The 20,036-nt window shown below is 59.6% G+C and carries 16 protein-coding genes; 9 read left to right on the top strand and 7 right to left on the bottom strand.

Annotation, left to right across the window (positions count from 1 at the left end):
* The first annotated feature begins 8 nt into the window (after nt 1-8).
* The 8 genes from Tel_09960 to Tel_09925 all read left to right on the top strand — a co-directional run bounded on the left by Tel_09960 (nt 9) and on the right by Tel_09925 (nt 7,874).
* Entirely contained in the window at nt 9-1,706 is a 1,698-nt protein-coding gene (locus tag Tel_09960) for an acetolactate synthase 3 catalytic subunit (GenBank protein ALP54816.1), read from the top strand.
* Nucleotides 1,707-1,710: 4 nt separating this feature from the next.
* Nucleotides 1,711-2,208, top strand: coding sequence for an acetolactate synthase small subunit (locus Tel_09955; GenBank protein ID ALP53447.1), 498 nt, complete (start codon nt 1,711-1,713; stop codon nt 2,206-2,208).
* Between the two features lie 51 nt (nt 2,209-2,259).
* Complete coding sequence (locus tag Tel_09950; GenBank protein ID ALP53446.1) at nt 2,260-3,276, top strand: ketol-acid reductoisomerase; 1,017 nt, start codon at nt 2,260-2,262, stop codon at nt 3,274-3,276.
* A gap of 125 nt (nt 3,277-3,401) precedes the next feature.
* Nucleotides 3,402-4,157: a CDP-diacylglycerol--serine O-phosphatidyltransferase gene (locus tag Tel_09945; GenBank protein ALP53445.1), complete on the top strand. Its 756-nt coding sequence runs from the start codon at nt 3,402-3,404 to the stop codon at nt 4,155-4,157.
* Nucleotides 4,158-4,459: 302 nt separating this feature from the next.
* The gene (locus tag Tel_09940; GenBank protein ALP53444.1) at nt 4,460-5,995 is read left to right on the top strand and encodes a 2-isopropylmalate synthase; all 1,536 of its coding nucleotides are present in this window, start codon (nt 4,460-4,462) and stop codon (nt 5,993-5,995) included.
* An 18-nt stretch (nt 5,996-6,013) separates the two neighbouring features.
* Nucleotides 6,014-6,730, top strand: coding sequence for a hypothetical protein (locus Tel_09935; protein ID ALP53443.1), 717 nt, complete (start codon nt 6,014-6,016; stop codon nt 6,728-6,730).
* A 39-nt stretch (nt 6,731-6,769) separates the two neighbouring features.
* The gene (locus tag Tel_09930) at nt 6,770-7,195 is read left to right on the top strand and encodes a hypothetical protein (protein ALP53442.1); all 426 of its coding nucleotides are present in this window, start codon (nt 6,770-6,772) and stop codon (nt 7,193-7,195) included.
* Nucleotides 7,196-7,259: 64 nt separating this feature from the next.
* A complete protein-coding gene (locus tag Tel_09925) occupies nt 7,260-7,874 on the top strand; it encodes a cell wall hydrolase (GenBank protein ID ALP53441.1) in 615 nt (204 codons plus the stop codon).
* A 289-nt stretch (nt 7,875-8,163) separates the two neighbouring features.
* Here the strand turns inward: Tel_09925 and Tel_09920 are convergent, their stop codons facing one another.
* The gene (locus Tel_09920) at nt 8,164-8,955 is read right to left on the bottom strand and encodes a dienelactone hydrolase (GenBank protein ID ALP53440.1); all 792 of its coding nucleotides are present in this window, start codon (nt 8,953-8,955) and stop codon (nt 8,164-8,166) included.
* A gap of 349 nt (nt 8,956-9,304) precedes the next feature.
* On the opposite strand from Tel_09920, the gene Tel_09915 reads away from it, so the two are divergent.
* The gene (locus Tel_09915; GenBank protein ID ALP53439.1) at nt 9,305-11,389 is read left to right on the top strand and encodes an elongation factor G; all 2,085 of its coding nucleotides are present in this window, start codon (nt 9,305-9,307) and stop codon (nt 11,387-11,389) included.
* 269 nt (nt 11,390-11,658) lie between these two features.
* Here Tel_09915 and Tel_09910 read toward each other — a convergent pair whose 3' ends face one another.
* The 6 genes from Tel_09910 to Tel_09885 all read right to left on the bottom strand — a co-directional run bounded on the left by Tel_09910 (nt 11,659) and on the right by Tel_09885 (nt 19,994).
* A complete protein-coding gene (locus tag Tel_09910; protein ID ALP53438.1) occupies nt 11,659-13,329 on the bottom strand; it encodes an ABC transporter ATP-binding protein in 1,671 nt (556 codons plus the stop codon).
* A 173-nt stretch (nt 13,330-13,502) separates the two neighbouring features.
* Nucleotides 13,503-15,473 carry a short-chain dehydrogenase gene (locus Tel_09905; protein ALP53437.1) on the bottom strand — a complete coding sequence of 657 codons (1,971 nt, stop codon included), beginning with the start codon at nt 15,471-15,473 and terminating at the stop codon, nt 13,503-13,505.
* A 70-nt stretch (nt 15,474-15,543) separates the two neighbouring features.
* The gene (locus Tel_09900; protein ID ALP53436.1) at nt 15,544-16,725 is read right to left on the bottom strand and encodes a hypothetical protein; all 1,182 of its coding nucleotides are present in this window, start codon (nt 16,723-16,725) and stop codon (nt 15,544-15,546) included.
* Nucleotides 16,726-16,732: 7 nt separating this feature from the next.
* Nucleotides 16,733-17,491 carry a hypothetical protein gene (locus Tel_09895; GenBank protein ALP53435.1) on the bottom strand — a complete coding sequence of 253 codons (759 nt, stop codon included), beginning with the start codon at nt 17,489-17,491 and terminating at the stop codon, nt 16,733-16,735.
* 119 nt (nt 17,492-17,610) lie between these two features.
* Complete coding sequence (locus tag Tel_09890; GenBank protein ID ALP53434.1) at nt 17,611-19,041, bottom strand: hypothetical protein; 1,431 nt, start codon at nt 19,039-19,041, stop codon at nt 17,611-17,613.
* Entirely contained in the window at nt 19,038-19,994 is a 957-nt protein-coding gene (locus Tel_09885; GenBank protein ID ALP53433.1) for a glycerate dehydrogenase, read from the bottom strand. Before Tel_09885 ends, Tel_09890 begins: the two co-directional genes overlap by 4 nt.
* Nucleotides 19,995-20,036: the final 42 nt, after the last annotated feature.

Raw genomic sequence — 20,036 nt, 5'->3', positions numbered from 1 at the left:
ATACCAAGGTGGAATTAACAGGCGCCGAAATCTTTGTCCGTTGTCTTGAGGATGAAGGTGTCGAGTATGTGTTCGGCTACCCCGGTGGGGCCGTGTTGCACATCTACGATGCCCTCTACAAGCAGGATAAGGTCGAGCACGTGCTGGTGCGCCACGAACAGGCCGCCACCCATGCCGCCGACGGCTATGCACGTTCTTCGGGCAAGCCGGGCGTGGTGCTGGTGACCTCCGGCCCCGGCGCCACGAATGCCGTCACCGGTATTGCCACCGCCTACATGGACTCCATCCCGATGGTGGTCTTCACCGGCCAGGTGCCCACCAGCTTGATCGGCAACGATGCCTTCCAGGAGGTCGATTCTGTCGGTATCACCCGACCCTGTGTCAAGCACAACTTCCTGGTCAAGGACGTCACCAAGCTGGCGGAGACCATCAAGAAGGCCTTTTACGTCGCCACCACCGGTCGGCCCGGACCTGTGGTGGTCGATATCCCGAAGGACATCACCGCCGAAAAGGCCGAGTATCATTATCCCAAGCGCATCAAGATGCGTTCCTACAACCCGGTGGTGAAGGGCAACAAACGCCAGATCCAAAAGGCCGTCGAGCTGATGCTGTCGGCGCAGCGACCCATGGTCTATACCGGCGGCGGGGTGATTCTGGACCGCGGCGCCAAGGCGCTCACCGACCTGGTGAAGACGCTGGGTTTTCCCTGCACCAATACGCTCATGGGCTTGGGCGCCTATCCGGCCACGGACAAGCAGTTCCTGGGTATGCTGGGCATGCACGGCACCTACGAGGCCAACATGGCCATGCACAATTCTGATGTGCTCATTGCCATCGGCGCCCGTTTCGATGACCGGGTCACCGGCAATATCGAGAAGTTCTGTCCTACCGCCAAGATCATCCATGTGGATATCGATCCGGCCTCGATTTCGAAGAACGTCAAGGTCGACGTGCCCATCGTCGGCGGCGTCACCCATGTCTTGAAAGAGATGTTGGCCCTGGTCAATGAATCGGGCAAGACGCCGGAAAAGAAGGCCATGGCCGAGTGGTGGAAGCAGATCGAGGAATGGCGCGCGGTGGACTGCCTGAAGTATGACCGTGAGTCCGAACAGATCAAACCCCAGTATGTGGTCGAGTCGCTCTATAATGTCACCAAGGGCAACGCCTTTGTCACCTCCGACGTGGGCCAGCACCAGATGTGGGCGGCGCAGTTCTACAAGTTCGACAAGCCCTATCGCTGGATCAATTCCGGCGGTCTCGGCACCATGGGCTTCGGCCTGCCGGCGGCTATGGGGGCGCAGTTCGCCAACCCCAAGGATGTGGTTGCCTGCGTCACGGGTGAGGGCAGCATCCAGATGAACATCCAGGAGTTGTCCACCTGTCTGCAGTACGGCCTGCCCATCAAGATCGTCTGCTTGAATAACCGTTATTTGGGCATGGTGCGGCAGTGGCAGGAGTTCTTCTATCAGGGCCGTTATTCCATGTCCTACATGGATGCGCTGCCGGACTTCGTCAAGCTGGCCGAATCCTACGGCCACATCGGCATGCGTATCGAAAAGCCCGAGGATGTGGTGCCGGCCTTGGAAGAGGCCACCGGTAAATACAAAGACCGGCTGGTGTTTCTGGATTTCGTCACCGACCAGACGGAAAATGTCTATCCCATGATCCCGGCCGGTGCCGGCCTGAATGAAATGATTTTGGTGTAAGTCGATGCGGCATATAATTTCGATTTTGATGGAAAATGAAGCGGGTGCCCTGTCACGTGTGGCCGGGCTGTTTTCGGCGCGCGGCTATAACATCGAATCCCTGACCGTGGCGCCGACCGAGGATCCATCCCTGTCGCGCATGACCCTGGTGACGCGCGGCTCGGACGAGATCATCGAACAGATCACCAAGCAGCTCAATAAGCTGATCGATGTGGTCAAGCTGATCGATCTCACCGAAGGCGCCCACATCGAGCGTGAGATGATGTTGGTCAAGATCAAGGCCGAGTCGGGCACCGAGGCGCGCCATGAGATCAACCGCCTGGTGGATATCTTCCGCGGCAATATTATCGATGTCACCACCTCCACCTATACCGTGGAGCTGACCGGCACCGGCGACAAGCTCGATGCCTTTCTCAAGGCGGTGGGCGCGGAAGCGATCATCGAGACCGTGCGCTCAGGTGTATCGGGCATCGCCCGTGGCGAGAAGAGTCTGTCGCTGTAAATCGAATTCGGTTCTCTAATTGATGAAGTTAGTTTAATAAGGAAACAGCCCATGAATATTTATTACGATAAAGATTGTGATCTTTCCATTATCAAGGGGATGAAGGTCACCATCGTTGGTTATGGTTCACAAGGCCATGCCCATGCCAATAACCTGAAGGATTCCGGTGTCGATGTCACCGTCGCGCTGCGTGAAGGTTCCGCCTCCGCCGCCAAGGCCGAAGCGGCCGGCCTCAAGGTCGCCAATGCCGCTGACGCAGTGGAAGGCGCCGACCTGGTCATGATCCTGACCCCGGACGAGTTCCAGGCCCAGCTCTACACGAACGAGATCGAGCCCAGCCTCAAGCAGGGCGCGGTGCTGGCCTTCGCCCATGGCTTCTCCATCGTCTACAACCAGATCGTGCCACGCCAGGACCTGGACGTGATCATGATCGCGCCCAAGGCACCCGGCCATACCGTGCGTTCCGAGTTCGCCAAGGGCGGCGGTATTCCCGACCTGATTGCGATCGAACAGGACGCCTCCGGCAAGGCCAAACAGATCGCTCTGTCTTATGCCTCCGCCATCGGCGGCGGTCGTACCGGCATTATCGAAACCACCTTCCGCGACGAGTGCGAGACCGACCTGTTCGGTGAGCAGGCGGTGCTGTGCGGCGGCGCGGTGGAGCTGGTCAAGGCCGGCTTCGAAACCCTGGTGGAGGCGGGGTACGCCCCCGAGATGGCCTACTTTGAGTGTCTGCACGAACTCAAGCTGATCGTCGATCTGATGTACGAGGGCGGCATTGCCAACATGAACTACTCCATCTCCAACAACGCTGAGTACGGCGAGTATGTCACCGGCCCCAAGGTCATCAACGAAGAGAGCCGCTGGGCCATGCGCGAGGCATTGAAGAACATTCAGGAAGGCAAGTACGCCAAGCAGTTCATCCAGGAAGGCCAGGCCAATTATCCCGAGATGACCGCCATGCGTCGCCTCAACGCCGAGCATCCCATCGAGCAGGTGGGCGCGCGTCTGCGTGAGATGATGCCTTGGATCAGCGCCAACAAGATCGTCGATAAGACCAAGAACTGATCTTTGTTTTTGACGCTATCGCTACAGGGATTGGTGCTGCGGCCCAATCCCTGTTTTGTATCCATTACACGAAGATGTAAGAATGGAGCCTTAGTCTGGAACTGAAGGAGCAAGAGCGAACGCCAATGGAAACGGAAGCAGAAAAAAAACGCCGCCGCGGTATTTATCTGTTGCCCAATCTGTTCACCACGGCGGGCCTGTTTGCCGGCTTCTTCGCCATCATCGCCGCCATGAGCGGTCGCTTCGAAGCGGCGGCAATCGCGATCTTTATCGCCATGTTCATGGACGGCATCGACGGCCGGCTGGCACGCATGACCAATACCCAGAGTGATTTCGGCAAGGAGTACGATAGTCTGGCCGACATGGTGTCCTTCGGTCTGGCGCCGGCATTGGTCATGTATCTCTGGGCATTGACGCCGCTGGGTAAGGTGGGCTTCGCCGCCGCCTTTGTCTATGCCGCGGGTGCCGCGTTGCGCCTGGCGCGTTTCAATACCCAGGTCGGTATTATCGATAAGCGTTATTTTCAAGGCCTGGCCAGCCCGGCGGCGGCGGCCTTGGTGGTGGGGCTGGTCTGGTGGGGGCATGACGCCGCCTGGGTGCGGGGGGATCTGGGCTGGATCACGGCCCTGCTGACGGCCGCCGCCGGTGTGCTCATGGTCAGCAACGTGCGTTATAACAGTTTTAAAGACCTGGATCTCAAGGGCAAGGTGCCGTTTTTCAAGATCCTGGTGGTGGTGGCGATCTTCGTGCTGGTGGCCCTGGACCCGCCGCGTGTGCTGTTCGCCATGGCGCTCATCTATGCCCTGTCCGGTCCGGTGCTGACCTTGGTGTTGTTGCGTCAGCGCCGCGCCGCGCGCAAGTCGGCCGACAAAGGGCAGTGATTTGCAGCCCCGGCGGGCTTGCGCACCGGCGCCGGGGACGTTATATTTCTTCCAACGAATATCGGAAAGCTTCATGACTCCAGCGGTCCCACAGTTTGTCCTTCCCTCCACCGGCAATGCCTTGCTGCGCGCCGGCCTGCGACTGCTGCCTTCGGGCAGAGACTAATCCCCTAGCCCGGTTGCGGGCCCAAAATCATACAAACCTGAACACTGATCGACGGAAAGCGTTCCCCCGGAGCCTTCCGTTTGCCGCTGATGTAGCCCTGCTGTAACATCAGCACACAGCACTGGAGCATTGAAAAATGAGTGATAAATTAATCATTTTCGACACCACCTTGCGCGACGGCGAGCAAAGCCCCGGCGCCTCCATGACCAAGGAAGAGAAGATCCGTATCGCCAAGGCCTTGGAAAAGATGCGCGTCGACGTTATCGAGGCCGGTTTTCCCATCGCCAGCCAGGGTGACTTCGAGTCGGTACAGGCGGTGGCCAATACCGTCAAGGACAGCACGGTCTGTGGTCTGGCCCGCGCCCTGGACAAGGACATCGATCGCGCCGGCGAGGCCCTCAAGGGCGCCAACTCGGCGCGCATCCACACCTTCATCGCCACCTCGCCCATCCATATGGAGATGAAGCTGCGCATGTCGCCGGACCAGGTGGTGGAGCAGGCCGTGAAGGCGGTCCAGCGCGCCCGCCGGTACACCGACAACGTCGAGTTCTCCCCCGAAGACGCCGGCCGCTCCGAGCTGGATTTTCTCTGCCGTGTGATCGAGGCGGTGATTGAGGCCGGCGCCCGTACCATCAACATCCCGGACACGGTCGGTTACAACGTGCCGGAACAATTCGGCGGCCTGATGCGTAACCTGATCGAGCGCATCCCCAACGCGGACAAGGCGGTGTTCTCGGTGCATTGTCATAATGACTTGGGCCTGGCCGTGGCCAACTCCCTGTCGGCGGTCATGAACGGCGCCCGCCAGGTGGAGTGCACCATCAACGGCCTGGGCGAACGCGCCGGCAATGCCTCGCTGGAAGAGATCGTTATGGCGGTGCGCACGCGCCAGGATATCTTTCCCTGCGATACCACCCTGGATACCGCCCAGATCGTGCCCTGCAGCCGCCTGGTCTCGGGCATCACCGGTTTCGTGGTGCAGCCCAACAAGGCCATCGTCGGCGCCAACGCCTTCGCCCATGAGTCGGGCATTCACCAGGACGGTGTGCTCAAGAATCGCGAGACCTACGAGATCATGCGCGCCGAAGACGTCGGTTGGAGTACCAACCGCATGGTGCTGGGTAAACACTCGGGGCGCAACGCCTTCCGCACCCGCCTGCAGGAATTGGGCATCGCCTTTGACTCGGAAGAGGAACTCAACGACACCTTCGCCCGCTTTAAAGAACTGGCCGACAAAAAGCATGAGATCTACGACGACGATCTGCAGGCCCTGGTCACCGAGGTCAATCTGGAGGCCGAGAACGAATACGTTAAACTGGTCGCCCTGAAGGTCTGTTCCGAAACCGGCGAGACCCCCGACGCCCGGATCACCCTGCGCATCAACAACGAAGAACAGCAGGGCCAGTCGCGCGGCAGTGGCCCGGTGGACGCGACCTTCAAGGCCATCGAAGCGGTGATCGACAGCGGCGCCGACCTGCAGCTGTATTCGGTCAGCAATATCACCAGCGGCACCGACGCCCAGGGCGAGGTGACCGTGCGCCTGGAGCGCGGTGGCCGCATCGTCAACGGTCAAGGGGCCGATACCGATATCGTCATCGCCTCGGCGCGGGCCTATATCAACGCCCTGAACAAGATCCTGGCGGCGGCCGAACGGGCCCATCCCCAACTTTAATGACACCGGGAGGGGACCATGGATCAGCACAAACGCCAACCCTATCTGGATGCCATGGGCATCCAGAGTTGGCGGCTGCGCCGGTCCCCGGCGCCGGGCGGTGGCGCCGATGCGGTCGACGCCACCACCACCACAGTCTCCGATCCTGCGGCCGATGCCGACCCGGCCATTGCCGCCTTGGATTGGCCCGAGCTGGAGGCCACCGTCCGTGCCTGTACTCGTTGCCCCTTACATGAACACCGCATCCAAGCGGTTCCCGGTGTGGGCGATCATCGGGCCGACTGGCTGATCATCGGTGAAGCCCCGGGCGCCGACGAAGACAAGCAGGGCGAACCCTTCGTCGGCCGCGCCGGCAAGCTCTTGGATCAGATGCTGCTGGCGATCGGCCTGCAACGTGAACAGGTCTATATCACCAACATCGTCAAGTGTCGCCCGCCCGGTAATCGCGACCCCAAGCCGGACGAAGCCGGTGCCTGCCGGGGCTATCTCAAACGCCAAATCGAGTTGATCCAACCCAAGATTATTCTCGCCGTCGGACGCGTCGCCGCCCACAATCTGCTCAACACCGATGAGCGCGTCGGCGCGCTGCGCGGCAAACGCTTCGAATACGCCGATACCGGCGTTCCGGTGGTGATCAGCTATCATCCGGCCTACCTGCTGCGCTCGCCGGCGCAAAAACGCAAGGCCTGGCAGGATCTGCTGCTGGCGCGGCAAGTGATGAACGCTAGTCACTGAGCCGGTCGCATGTTTCCCGCTCCGTATCAGTTGCGCCCGATGAAAATGGACGACATCGAAACGGTGATGCCGCTGGAGCGCCTTTCCTATACCTTTCCCTGGAGCGCCGGAAATTTCCGCGATTGCCTCAATAGCGGCTACTACGGCGGTCTGCTGGAGAGGGATGGGCGGCTGGTCGGCTATGCCGTCATGTCCATGGGGGCGGGGGAGGCCCATGTGCTGAATGTCTGTGTTCATCCCGATTTCCGCGGTGCGGGCTTGGGGCGGGGATTGTTGCATATGCTCGAGCAAATCGCTCGCAAACATGACATCGAGCTGATGTTGCTGGAAGTGCGCGCCTCCAATCAAGCAGCAATCAGCCTGTATCATTCGATGGGGTTTAACGAACTGGGTTGCCGCAATAATTATTATCCCAGCCATGTCGGCCGGGAAGACGCGCTGGTGATGGCGCGCGCTCTGCTTTGATTGCGGTGGACTTGAACTATGCTACAACTAAAAATATATCCGTACAGACGAGGGATGGATGGCGATGACAAGCAGATATCTATGGTTGCTGGACAACGGTCATGGCGGCGTAATCGACGGCCTGTATCAAACCGAGGGTAAGCGCAGTCCCAAATGGGACGACGGGGCGATTCTTTATGAAGGCGAGTTCAACCGCTCCATCGTCAACCGCCTGATTGAGATGCTGACCGCCGATCGGGTCAGCTATGTCAATATCGCGCCGGAATTGGAAGATATCTCACTCAACGAACGGGTGCGGCGCGCCAACAACTATCACCACCAGCGCAACTGTATTTATGTATCCATTCACGCTAACGCCGGTGGCGGCACCGGATACGAGGTCTATACTTCGCCGGGCGAGACGGATTCGGACGCCGTGGCAACGGTGTTTTTTAATGAATTCAAGAATGAGTTCCCCGATATCAGGATGCGCGCCGACACCCTGGACGGTGATGTGGACAAGGAGGCCAATTTCTACGTGCTCACACGTACTCGTATGCCGGCCATCCTGACGGAAAACTTTTTCATGGATAACGAGCAGGAGTGTCGCGAGTGCCTGATGACGCGGGAGGGGCGTGATCGCATCGCCCGCGCCCATTATGCCGCGATTATGAGCATCGAAGAGAAGGGCTTGGAATAGCGGGTCTTAGCGCACAGCGGACGCTTTTTTCAATACCCGGAATTACGCAGGTCCGGCTTGAGCTTGCGAGACTTTGTTGCCGGTATCGTCACCCTTATCCTGGCAGTGGCTGCGTTCATGGGCGGCAATCTGTTGTTGAGGCGTCACTGCCAGGCCGGTCCCAAACACCGCTATTGCCGATCCTTGATCAGCTTTTGAAGCCTGATCGGCCATCTCCGCCGGGGTGTCGCTGGGTTACGACATTTCGCGCCGCGATGCGGAGGCCGCCTTGCTGGCCGCCGCCGCGGGCCTATTTAAGGAAGGCGTCGCGCAAAAAAGTCTGCATATGCTGCCAGGAATCGCGATCCGCCTGCGGGTTGTACTCGAGGGGCAGATCGAATTTTTCGCCGAATTCATCGGCTCCCGGATTGGTAAAGGAATGCTTGGCGCCGCTGTAGATGATAAAGCGGTAAAACGCCTCGGCCTGGTTCATCTCATCTATAAAGCCGGTGATCTGCTCCGGTTTCACAAACGGATCTTGCGCGCCGTGGGCGACCATAATCTGCGCCTTGACGGCGCCGGCCTCGGCCGGATTGCGGGTGCCGAGGCTGCCGTGAAAGCTGACCACGGCATCCAGATCGACCCCCTCGCGCGCCATTTGCAGCACCACGGCACCGCCGAAGCAATAGCCGATAGCGGCGATGTCGGTGGTATCCGTGAGTGGCTGTTGTTTCAAAAAGTCCATCGCCGCGGTGAAGCGTAGTTTGCCCAGCTCGACGTTATTGGCGATTTCAGAGGAGAATTTCTGCGCATCTTCCGGATGGCTGGCCTGCTTGCCCTCGCCGTACATGTCCAGTGCCAGCGCCACATAACCCTGCTCCGCCAACAGACGCGCGCGCATGCGTGCATAGTCGTTCAGCCCCCACCATTCATGCACCACGAGAATCCCCGGTCGTTTGCCCCGGATGGCGTCGTCATAGACCAAGTAGCCCTTTAGGAGGGTGTCGCCGGCTTGATACGTGACCGACTCGGCGATGACCTTGGCCTGCGCCGGTAGCGCCAGTACGGCCAGCAGGACGCCAAACAAACATAAACGCTGCATGTGTATTCCTCCCTGAGTGTTTTGCCTTTGACAAGTATGGGCATAAATCAGGCGTTTGGCGAGGGTCGCCGCGCGCTCGGGAGAACTATTCCCCGCGGCGGCGGTCAGTTGCACTGTGATTGACCGCGGTGTTGGGTGCCGGTAGGGTCCGTTCCCCCCGTCCCAGGCTCACTATCGTTACAAAACAAGGGGATAACCGGCATTCCCGGCCGCGCGCGGAGAATTTTGCTGTCCTCCCGGTATTTGCCTGTTTTTTCACAGATTTTGATGTAAAATAGCGGCCATTTTGACGTGGGCCGGCTTTTAGCGCTCGGCCGAATGATTTTATACACAACTCTAGAGTAGAAACATGACTGATCTGACTAAATACAGAAACATTGGTATTTTCGCGCACGTGGATGCGGGCAAGACCACCACCACCGAACGTATCCTCAAGCTGACGGGTAAGATCCACAAGCTGGGAGAAGTCCACGACGGCGCCGCCACCACCGATTTCATGGATCAGGAGAGAGAGCGCGGAATCACCATCCAGTCCGCCGCCACCACCTGTTTTTGGAAGGATCATCGTTTCAACATTATCGACACCCCCGGCCACGTGGACTTCACCATCGAGGTGTATCGTTCGCTGAAGGTGCTCGACGGCGGTGTCGGCGTGTTCTGCGGTTCCGGCGGCGTCGAGCCCCAGTCCGAGACCAACTGGCGTTACGCCAACGACTCCAAGGTCGCGCGCATCATCTACGTCAACAAGCTTGACCGTATCGGCGCTGATTTCTATCGCGTGGTCGACCAGGTCAAGAACGTGCTGGCCGCGCGCCCGCTGGTGATGACCCTGCCCATCGGCATCGAAGACGATTTCAAGGGCGTCATCGACCTGCTCAACATGAAAGCGTGGATCTGGGACGAATCGGGCGATCCGCTCAACTACGAGATCGTCGACATCCCGGAGGCGTATAAAGCCAAGGCGGAAGAATATCGCGCCGAGTTGGTGGAAACGGCTGTCGAGCAGGACGATGACTTGATGGAGAAATATCTGGAAGGCGAAGAGCCGTCCATCGAAGACCTCAAGCGTTGCATTCGCAAGGGGACTATCCATCTGGATTTCTTCCCGACCTTCTGCGGTTCTTCATTCAAAAACAAAGGGGTTCAGCTGGTGCTGGACGGCGTGGTCGATTATTTGCCAAGCCCGACGGAGGTCAATCCTCAGCCTGAGGTGGATTTGGAAGGTAACGAGACCGGAAAATTCGCCATCGTTGATCCCAACGGTCCACTGCGTGCCCTGGCATTCAAGATCATGGACGACCGTTTCGGCGCCCTGACCTTTATGCGCGTCTATACCGGTAAGATGAACAAGGGTGACACGGTAATGAATACCTTCACCGGCAAGACCGAGCGTATCGGCCGTATCGTCGAGATGCATGCGGATTCGCGCGAGGAGCGCGACAGCGCCCAGGCCGGCGACATCGTTGCCGTGGTGGGTATGAAAAACGTGCAAACCGGACATACCCTGGCCGACCCCAAAAACCCGGCCACCCTGGAGCCCATGGTGTTCCCCGAACCGGTTATATCTATCGCCATCGCGCCCAAGGACAAGGCGTCTGCTGAGAAGATGGGTATCGCCATCGGCAAGATGATCGCCGAAGACCCGTCCTTCCGCGTTGAAACGGATGAAGATTCCGGCGAGACCATTATCAAGGGCATGGGTGAGCTGCATCTGGACATCAAGGTCGATATCCTCAAGCGTACCCATGGCATCGAGGTCAACGTGGGCAAGCCTCAGGTCGCCTACCGCGAGACCATCACCCAACGGACTGAAGACAGCTATACCCATAAGAAACAGACGGGTGGCTCGGGCCAATTCGCCAAGATCGATTACGTCATCGAGCCAGGCGAACCGGGTTCAGGCTTTGAATTCGAATCCAAGGTCACCGGCGGTAATGTACCGCGTGAATTCTGGCCGGCCGTGGAGAAGGGCTTCAGAGAAAGCACCGCAAAGGGCGTGCTGGCCGGCTTCCCCTGTCTCGACTTCAAGGTCATCCTGATGGATGGTGCCTTCCACGCGGTCGACTCCTCGGCGGTGGCCTATGAGATCGCCGCCAGGGCGGCCTATCGTCAGACCATGCCCAAGGCCGGCCCGCAGTTGCTGGAGCCGATCATGAAGGTGGATGTGTTTACCCCGGATGATCACGTCGGCGATGTCATCGGTGACCTGAACCGTCGCCGCGGCATGATCCAGGGCCAGGAATCAGGCCCGACCGGTGTGCGTATCAAGGCCGAGTGTCCGCTGTCCGAGATGTTCGGTTACATCGGTGACCTGCGTACCATGACCTCGGGTCGCGGCCAGTTCTCCATGGAATTCGCACACTATAGTGCCTGCCCCAAGAATGTGGCCGATGACGTCATCAAGGAAGTGCAGGAGCGCGAAGCCAAGAAGTAAGGCAGAAAAACAGCGGGGCCTATGGTCCCGCTGGTATCGCAATAAAAAAGCCCCGGCGGTTTTGAATGCCGGGGCTTTTTTTTACCTAAATCTGTGGTGGGCTCGCCTCAAATCTCCCCCAACCCCCTCTTTATTAAAGAGGGGGCTATAAATGTATGTCACCCTCTAGTGGGTAAAGCGTCGCTATAAGCACGTAGATCCCCCCTTTGAAAAAGGGGGGGTTAGGGGGGGTTAGGGGGGGGTATTAAGTCGCGCAGCGCCCCACAAAATCAATCGCTGAATTTCTTATAAGTAATACGATGCGGCTGCGTCACGGCATCTTCACCCAGACGACGTTTCTTGTCCTCTTCATAGTCGGCGAAGTTACCCTCGAACCACTCCACGTGACTGTCACCCTCGAAGGCGAGCATGTGGGTGGCGATACGGTCCAGGAACCAGCGGTCATGGGAGATGACCACCACGCAGCCGGCGAATTCCAGCAAGGCCTCTTCCAGGGCGCGCAGCGTCTCCACGTCCAGGTCGTTGGTGGGTTCGTCCAGCAGCAGCACGTTGCCGCCGCTTTGCAGCAGCTTGGCCAGATGCAGGCGGTTGCGCTCGCCGCCGGAGAGTTTGCCGACGCGCTTCTGTTGGTCGGTGCCCTTGAAGTTGAAGCGGCTCAGGTAGGCGCGTGAGTTGATCTGCACGCCGTTGACGGTGATGATGTCCTGACCGTCGGAGACCTCTTCCCAGGCGGTCTTGCTGTCATCCAGGGCGTCACGGCTCTGGTCCACGTAGGCCAGCTGTACCGTCTCGCCGATGCGCAGCTCGCCGCCATCCGCTTGTTCCGTGCCAATGATCATCTTGAACAAGGTGGACTTACCGGCGCCATTGGGGCCGATGACGCCGACGATGCCGCCGCGCGGTAGATTGAAACTGAGATCGTCGATGAGCAGGCGCTCGCCGAAACCCTTTCTCAGACCGTCGGCCTCGATCACCAGATCGCCCAGGCGCGGGCCCGGTGGAATGAATAGCTCGTTGGTCTCGTTGCGCTTGTCGAAGTTCTGGTTGGCCAGTTCTTCATAGCGGGTGAGGCGCGCCTTGCTCTTGGCGTGGCGCCCTTTGGGGTTGCTGCGCACCCATTCCAGCTCGGCCTTCATCGCCTTCATGCGCGCCTGTTCGCCTTTCTCCTCCTGCTCCAGGCGCTTCTCCTTCTGCTCCAGCCAGGAGGAGTAGTTGCCCTCCCAGGGGATGCCGTGGCCGCGGTCCAATTCCAGGATCCAGCCGGCCACATTGTCGAGGAAGTAGCGGTCATGGGTAACGGCCACCACGGTGCCCTGGAATTCGCGCAGGAATTGCTCCAGCCAGGCGACTGATTCGGCGTCCAGGTGGTTGGTGGGCTCATCCAGCAGCAGCATGTCAGGCGCCGACAGGATCAGGCGGCACAGCGCCACGCGGCGGCGCTCACCGCCGGAGAGTGTGGTCACATCCGCATCCCAGGCCGGCAGGCGCAGGGCGTCGGCGGCGATCTCCAGTTTGCGCTCCAGATTGTGGGCATCACTGGCCTGGATGATGTTCTCCAGCTCGGCCTGCTGCTTGGCCAGGGCATCGAAGTCGGCGTCCGGCTCGGCGTAGGCGGCGTAGACTTGATCCAGCTTCTCCATCGCCTCTTTGATGTGGCCCAGGGCCTCTTCCACGTTGCCGCGCACGTCCTTGCTGGGGTCCAGTTCCGGCTCCTGGGGCAGATAGCCGATGTTGATGCCGGGCTGCGGCCGCGCCTCGCCTTCGTATTCCGTGTCCTCACCGGCCATGATGCGCAGCACGGTGGATTTACCCGCGCCGTTGAGGCCCAGCAGGCCGATCTTGGCGCCGGGAAAGAAGGACAGGGAGATGTCCTTGATGATGGTGCGTTTGGGGGGAACAACCTTGCTCACCCGGTTCATGGTGTAGATGTATTGGGCCATTATTACTGATCCATGTTGTATGTTTGAAATTTAACCGCAAAGGGCGCGAAGGTGCGCGAAGTCAATTCGAGAAAGTGATAATTAAGTGGTTTTAGAATTGAGATTGTAGATTCCCTGTAACTCCAAAATTCATATTCTCTTTGCGTTCCTTGGCGACCTTTGCGGTTCAAGGTTTAAATTACTCGTTCATTACCCCCATCGATCGGCAACTGCGCCGCCGTGGTCTTGGCGAACAACGGCCCGCACAGCTCCGCCGTCAGCTCCGCCACGTCGTGGCTGCTGACCTCTGTTTTTAACACATTCTTGGTTTTGTATTCGTCTACCGTCAAGCCGTAATGTTCGGCGCGCGCGGCCAGCACTTCATCGGTCCAGATGCCGGTGTCGTAGACGCAGTCCGGATGCAGGGTGTTGACGCGGATATTGTCCGCGCCCCATTCCAGCGCCGCGACGCGGGTGATCTGGGTCAATGCCGCCTTGCTGGCGGAGTAGGCCACCGCGCCGGGGCCCGGCGCCAGGACGTTCTTCGAGCCCATCGCCACCACGCGGCCGCCCTGGGGGGCCAGTTTGAGATAGGGATAGGCCTCGCGCATCAGGATCAGGTTGGCGTCCAGATTGATGTTCATGACCTTGCGCCACGCCTCGGAACTCAGATTGTCGATACGGCAGCCGCCGGGGAAGATGCCGGCGTTCAGCACCAGCATGTCCAGGCCGCCGAAGGTGGCGACACCCTGTTTGAGCGCGGCTTGAAGCTGAGATTCACTGCCCACGTCGCAGACGATGCCGAGGACGTCGGAACGCTCGAATAGGGTCTCGATAGCGGGATCGATATCCAGCGCGATGACCGCCGCGCCGCGTGCCAGCATGGAGTCGACACAGGCCCGACCGATGCCCGAGGCGGCGCCGGTGACCAAGGCCGCCTCGCCCTGAAATACCGGCGGCTTGCCGCCCTTGCGCAGTTTGGCCTGTTCCAGATCCCAGTATTCCATGTCGAACAGGTCCTTGGCCGGGAGGGCCTGCCAGCCACCCAACAGCTCGGCGCGCGTAATAATATCCATCGTATGGTCGTAGATGTCTGCGACGATCTTCGCCTCTTTGGCGCTCTTGCCCGCCGTGACCATGCCCAGTTCTTTATCCAGGATCACGCGCGGTGCCGGGTCGAGCATGGTCTTGGGCGCGCGCGCCCGGGGGGCGTGTTGCTCGAAATAGGTCTTATAGTCGGCGATATAGCTTTTCACGTCGCGCCCCACCAGGGGCAGGCGCTTGGTGCGGATGACGTGATCCGGCGTAGCCGGGCCCTGTTGCGAGATCTTGGCTACATCACTGCGGTTGATGAAGCTCATGGCCTTGGCGTCGCGCTGACTGCGGAGTAGCAGCGGAAAGCCGGCGGCCTTGGAAACATCCTGGCGCAGCTGCGCCAGGGCGAGGGGGGCGATGGTGTCTTTGGCCGGGGTGTCGTAATCGAGTTCCCATGCGCCATGTTCGCGTATGTAATCCTCGGCCATGCCCACCAGCCGGATCATGCGTTGATAGGATTCCTGTGCTGTATCGCCGAAGGAAAAGATGCCGTGGTGCATTAGCACCATGCCGATGCTGCCTTCATTGCGCTGCTTTGCGAATTCGATGGCGCACTGCCGTGCCAGGTCAAACCCCGGCATGATGTAGGGCACGATCACCACCGAGTCGCCGTAGATCTGTTTGATCTTGTCCAGCCCATGCGGCGTATTGCATACCGTCACCACCGCGTCGGCGTGGGTATGATCGACATATTTGTAGGGCAGCGTGGCGTGCAGTATGGCCTCCACCGAGGGGGTGGGCGCGGTGGCGTCGGTCATATGGGTGCGCAGTTCGTTGACCATCTGCGGATCGGAAAGCGAGTCCAGCTTGGCGAGTTTGATCAGATGCTCCAATTTGACGGCGGGAAAGCCGGGGATGTCGATGGTCTCCAGGTCCCAGCCGCTGCCTTTGACACAGAGCAGTTCTTCCTCTTCGCCCACCAGGTTGGTCGCAGTGATTTTAACCGAGGTGTTGCCGCCGCCGTGTAACACCAAGGAGGTGTCGCGCCCCAGCAGGCGCGATGTGTAGACGCGTTGGCTCAGCTCGCCTGCGTATTGTTTGGCTTCGTTATCGTCCCAGAGGCTTTTCATTGCCACATTCCGCAAATATTGATAAGCCCCGTATTTTACTGGCTTTACGCTTGCAATGCGACCGGGGCTGTTAGGGAGTCAAGGGCAGCTTACGGGTATCGCCCATTGCCTTGCGTTCGGGCAGCACGAAGCTGAATCGGTGCATCAGTCTTTCGGCAGTGGCGCGGTAGGCCGTGAGCTTGCCGCCGTAAATGCTCACCAATCGCGGCTGTTGCGGTGTATCGGTATGAAACAGAGTGTCGCGCGGGCGTGAGAAGGGGATGCCGTCGATTTTGGGCAGTACACGCAGACCAGCGAAAGAGGACAGGATCTCCTTATGCGTCGTGAAACGGTAGCGCGGGAAATAATAGCCCAGGGTCTGCAATAGGTAAGATTTTTCCTTGGCCAAGGGGATCACCTTGGACGGATTGCCACGGAACAAACTCTCGGTGGTGCCCACCATCAATTTATCCTTCCAAGGCATGACGAAGACGGCGCGTTTGTCCTCCGGCGCTTCCATATAATAGATGCCTTGATTGACGGTGCCGTCCAGAATGATATGGGTGCCCTGGATCAAGTCGATCGCCAGGGCGTGTATGGTCGGCGTCACGTGCTGCAGCACTTCATTGACCCACGGGCCGCCGGCATTGACGAGCAGGGCGGTTTCGCATTCGAACTGTTTAAACTCGGTTTGGTAGTGCACTACATAAGCTTGGCCGCGCCGCTCGGCGGCGATAAATTTAGCGGGCATTTGCAGCTCGGCGCCGAGGGACTGAGCGGAACGCATGACCGCTTCGGTGAGTAACTTGTCATCGGTCTGGGCGTCGTAATAACGAAACACCTTTTGCAGATCTTCCAAATCCAGACCGTCGAGTTTGCCCCATTCACGCATGGCGACACTCTGGAAACGAGTGGCATTGCTCAGACCGCCCAGAGTGCCGTAAAGCGACAAGCCGGCGCGAATCTGCCAGGCGCTGCGGCTGGTCTCGGAATACACCGGAATATAGAACGGTTTGAGTTGCACCAGATCGGGTGCGTTTTTGAGCAGTAGCGCGCGTTCATACAGGCATTCGCGCACCAGGTTGAATTGGGCGCTCTCCAGATAGCGCAGACCGCCGTGAATTAATTTGCTGGAGCGGCTCGAGGTGCCGGCGGCGATGGCGGATTGTTCCAGGACCAGCACCGAATACCCCCGTGCCGCGGCCGCCTGGGCGACACCGGCGCCGTGAATGCCGCCCCCGATGATGATGATGTCGTAATAAGGGGAGGACACACTCGACTCAGGCTTCACCGCAATGGCGCGCCCGCAACTGTTTGCTCTTCATGAGTTCGGCGATGGCCATGGTCTCCAGATATTCTGCGCCCAGCTCCAACAGCTGCAGCGCTTGTTTGACATGGGTGACTTCGTAAAACACCCAATGCCAGGGACCGGGCCAGATGTCTGTGGTTTTTTTGGGGAGCTTGGTGTGATTGCAGAAGAGAAAATCGGGGGCCAGTTCGGTGGCCCGGATGCGCGATTCGTCATTGTATTTTTTCAACACCCAGCCGATGGATTTGAATCCCATGGCGCGCGAACAACGCAGCGCGAGATCGTCATAACCGATCAGGGTGCAACGGTCGATAATGGGCTGGCACAGGGTGGCCAGGGTTTTGATCACCTTTTCAATACCAAAGGCGTCGATGGATTCCTGCTTGATTTCTACAAAGGCGTGGCGCTTGGGATAATCGATGAACAATTCCACCACTGAGGCCAGCGTCGGGATACCCACATTGCCGAATTTTTTCGGGCGTTGTTGGGCTTCATTGACTGTAATTTCGTGCACCTGGGCATGTTCTATACTGGTGATGCGCTTGTTGGTGCCGGTGGTGCGTTTCAGATTGGCATCGTGCAACAAGACCGGTACGCCGTCTTTGGTGAACTGCACATCGAACTCCACGCCGCATGCGCCTGCATCCAGTGCCGCCTGGATGGCGACCAAGGTGTTTTCCGGGAATTTCTTGGCGTAGCCGCGATGGGCGATCAGAATAGGTGGTTCCATAGCGCTATATATCGTCCTTGAAGAACGGCGCGTTAACCAACGACGCCGTGGTTTATTATTGTTTGAAATGCCGACCTTCGCACTGATGAAGGGTAACATATTGAATTCAACCGGGCATTTCAAGCCTTGTCGGCGATCGAGCGCTGCAGCTCTCGACTCCAGTCGCTATAGCGTTGCTCGAGCGCCGCATGGGTATGCGGTAAAAAGGTCCGGGAACCCTCCCCCGCGCACCACTTGCCGGAGGGTTGCGCCACCAGGTAGGCCAGGCCGCTTGCCGTCGCCTCATGGAGGGGCGGGCGTTTCACCGGGCGCTTGCTTAGGTCGGCAAGGCTCTGGCACAGCCGGTCCAGCTTGGCCAATCCGCCGCTGATAATGATGTGTTGCGCGGCAGCCGTGCAGTGGCGCATTTCATCCAGGTTGCGTTGGATTAAAAACACAATGCTTTCCACAATGCCCAGCAGTTGTGCGGCGCGATTGTGACTGCCTACGAACCGTGGCTCGAGTTGGCTGTGCCAGTCGGGTGAGCCCAAGCCGACCACCGTGTTGATAAACAGCGCCGGTATGGCTGCGCTGGCCAATGCCTCGGTCACGCACTGCTCGATGTTCGTGATTCCGTGTTTTTCACCATACCATTGCAGGGCGCGGGCGGCGCCGTTGACCGTGCCCTCCAAGGTGAACCAGGTCTGTGAGTCATCCTGATAAGCGATACCGCTGAGCAAACGTTTGGCGTTCGGGAGGGTGTTCATGGCGCGTTGAACGAAGGCCCCGGTGCCTACATTGATATAACAGGCCTCCGCCTGCGGCCGGCCCCAGGCGAACAGGGCGGCGGATTGGTCGCCGGTGATCACCTCAAGCGGAATGCTGAGTGCGTCGATGTCCAGCTGCCCGACCGCCGCGCGACTGGCCACACAGGGCGGCAGGATGGCTTTGGGGATGCCGAACAGTTCCAGTAAGTCGTCATCCCAGTCGCCGCGCTGCAGGTTCCACAACAAGGTGCGCGAGGCATTGGCCGGATCGGCGAGTAGCGGCCGTTGTTTCACCAGCTGCCAGGCCAGGAAGCTGGCCAGCGGGCCGATCACCAGCTGTCCTTGTTGCCGGGCATGTTTGACTTCATCGAGATTATCCAGACACCAGCGCATCTTGCTGGCGCCGTAGTGGGGCGACAGGAACAGACCGGTTTTGGCATGTATGGTTTCGCTGTGTGCGTGCAGCCGTTCCAACCATTGGGCGTGGCGCCGGTCCTGCCAACTCAGGATGGGCGCCAGTGCCGCGCCGCTGGTTTTATGCCAACAGGCGATGCTGGCGCGCTGGGTCGCCAGGCCTGCTGCTTGGATGTGCCGTTTATTGTCCCCCAGCGGTGCAAGCGCCCGGTGGATGGCCGCGCGCGTGGCCTGGACCAGTGCCGCGGCGTCGTGTTCCACCCAACCCACCCGCGGGGTGTGGGTTTGAATAGACTGCTCGGCCTGGCTGACAGGGTTGCCCGCGGCATCGAAGACAATCGCGCGGCTGGCATGGCCGCCTTGATCGATGGCGAGGTAATAAGCGCTCATGTACTCACGACGTTGCGCGGCGTGCCAGCCAAGAAGGCGCCGATGTTGGCGCCGATCGCGTCCAACAGACGTTGACGCGCGTTGCGACTGGCCCAGGCGATATGCGGAGTGAGGATGAGATTGGGGATGTCGTCGGCGAGCAGGGGGTTGCCGTGCAGCGGCGGCTCCTCGGTGAGCACGTCCACCCCGGCGCCCGCTAGTCGGCCGTCGCGCAGGGCATCGACGAGGGCCTGTTCGTCGACAATCCCGCCACGTGCGGTGTTGATGAGAACGGCGCCGGGCTTCATCTGTTGAATCTCGCTCGTGCCGATCAGGCCGCGGGTCTGCGCCGTCAGCGGGCAGTGCAGGGTAAGCACATCCGCGTCCGCCAACACCTGTTCGAAGGCCACCCGGCCGGGACGCGGCGCGCCACCACGGTGCTCGCTGATGAGCACATGCATACCGAAGGCCTCGCCCAGACGCGCCACGGCGTGGCCCAGTTCACCGTGGCCGATGATGCCGAGTGTTTTGCCGGCCAGTTCTTCGATGGGATAGTCGAGCAGACAGAAGTGCGGACTGCGCTGCCATTCGCCCTTCATCACCGCCCGGCGGTAGCCGCCCAGGTGAATGGACAGGGACAGAATCAGTGCGAAGACATGTTGGCTGACCGACGCCGTGGCGTAGCCGCGCACGTTGCAGACGGTCACGCCGTGGCGCCGGGCGGCCTCCAGGTCCACATTGTTATAGCCGGTGGCGGCGATGCAAATCAGTTGCAGCTTGGGCGCGGCCTCGAAGGCGGAGGCGTCAATCACCACCTTATTGCTGACGATGATCCGGGCGTCGCAGATGCGTTCGGCCAGGTCGTCCGGCCGAGTGACGCCGTAGAAGCGCCAGTCGTCACTGAGAGTGTCCAGCGCGGAGAAGTCTAAATCACCGCGATCCAGGCTGTCACGATCGAGAAACACACCCAACATGGCTTGGCTCCTTTAATTGTCGCTTTACTCTACAATGTTGAG

Origin of the sequence: Candidatus Tenderia electrophaga, from assembly GCA_001447805.1 — a bacterium.
GTDB classification, from domain to species: domain Bacteria; phylum Pseudomonadota; class Gammaproteobacteria; order Tenderiales; family Tenderiaceae; genus Tenderia; species Tenderia electrophaga.
The sequence above is the reverse complement of the archived record's forward strand: the minus strand, read 5'-3'. Positions and strand labels throughout refer to the sequence as shown.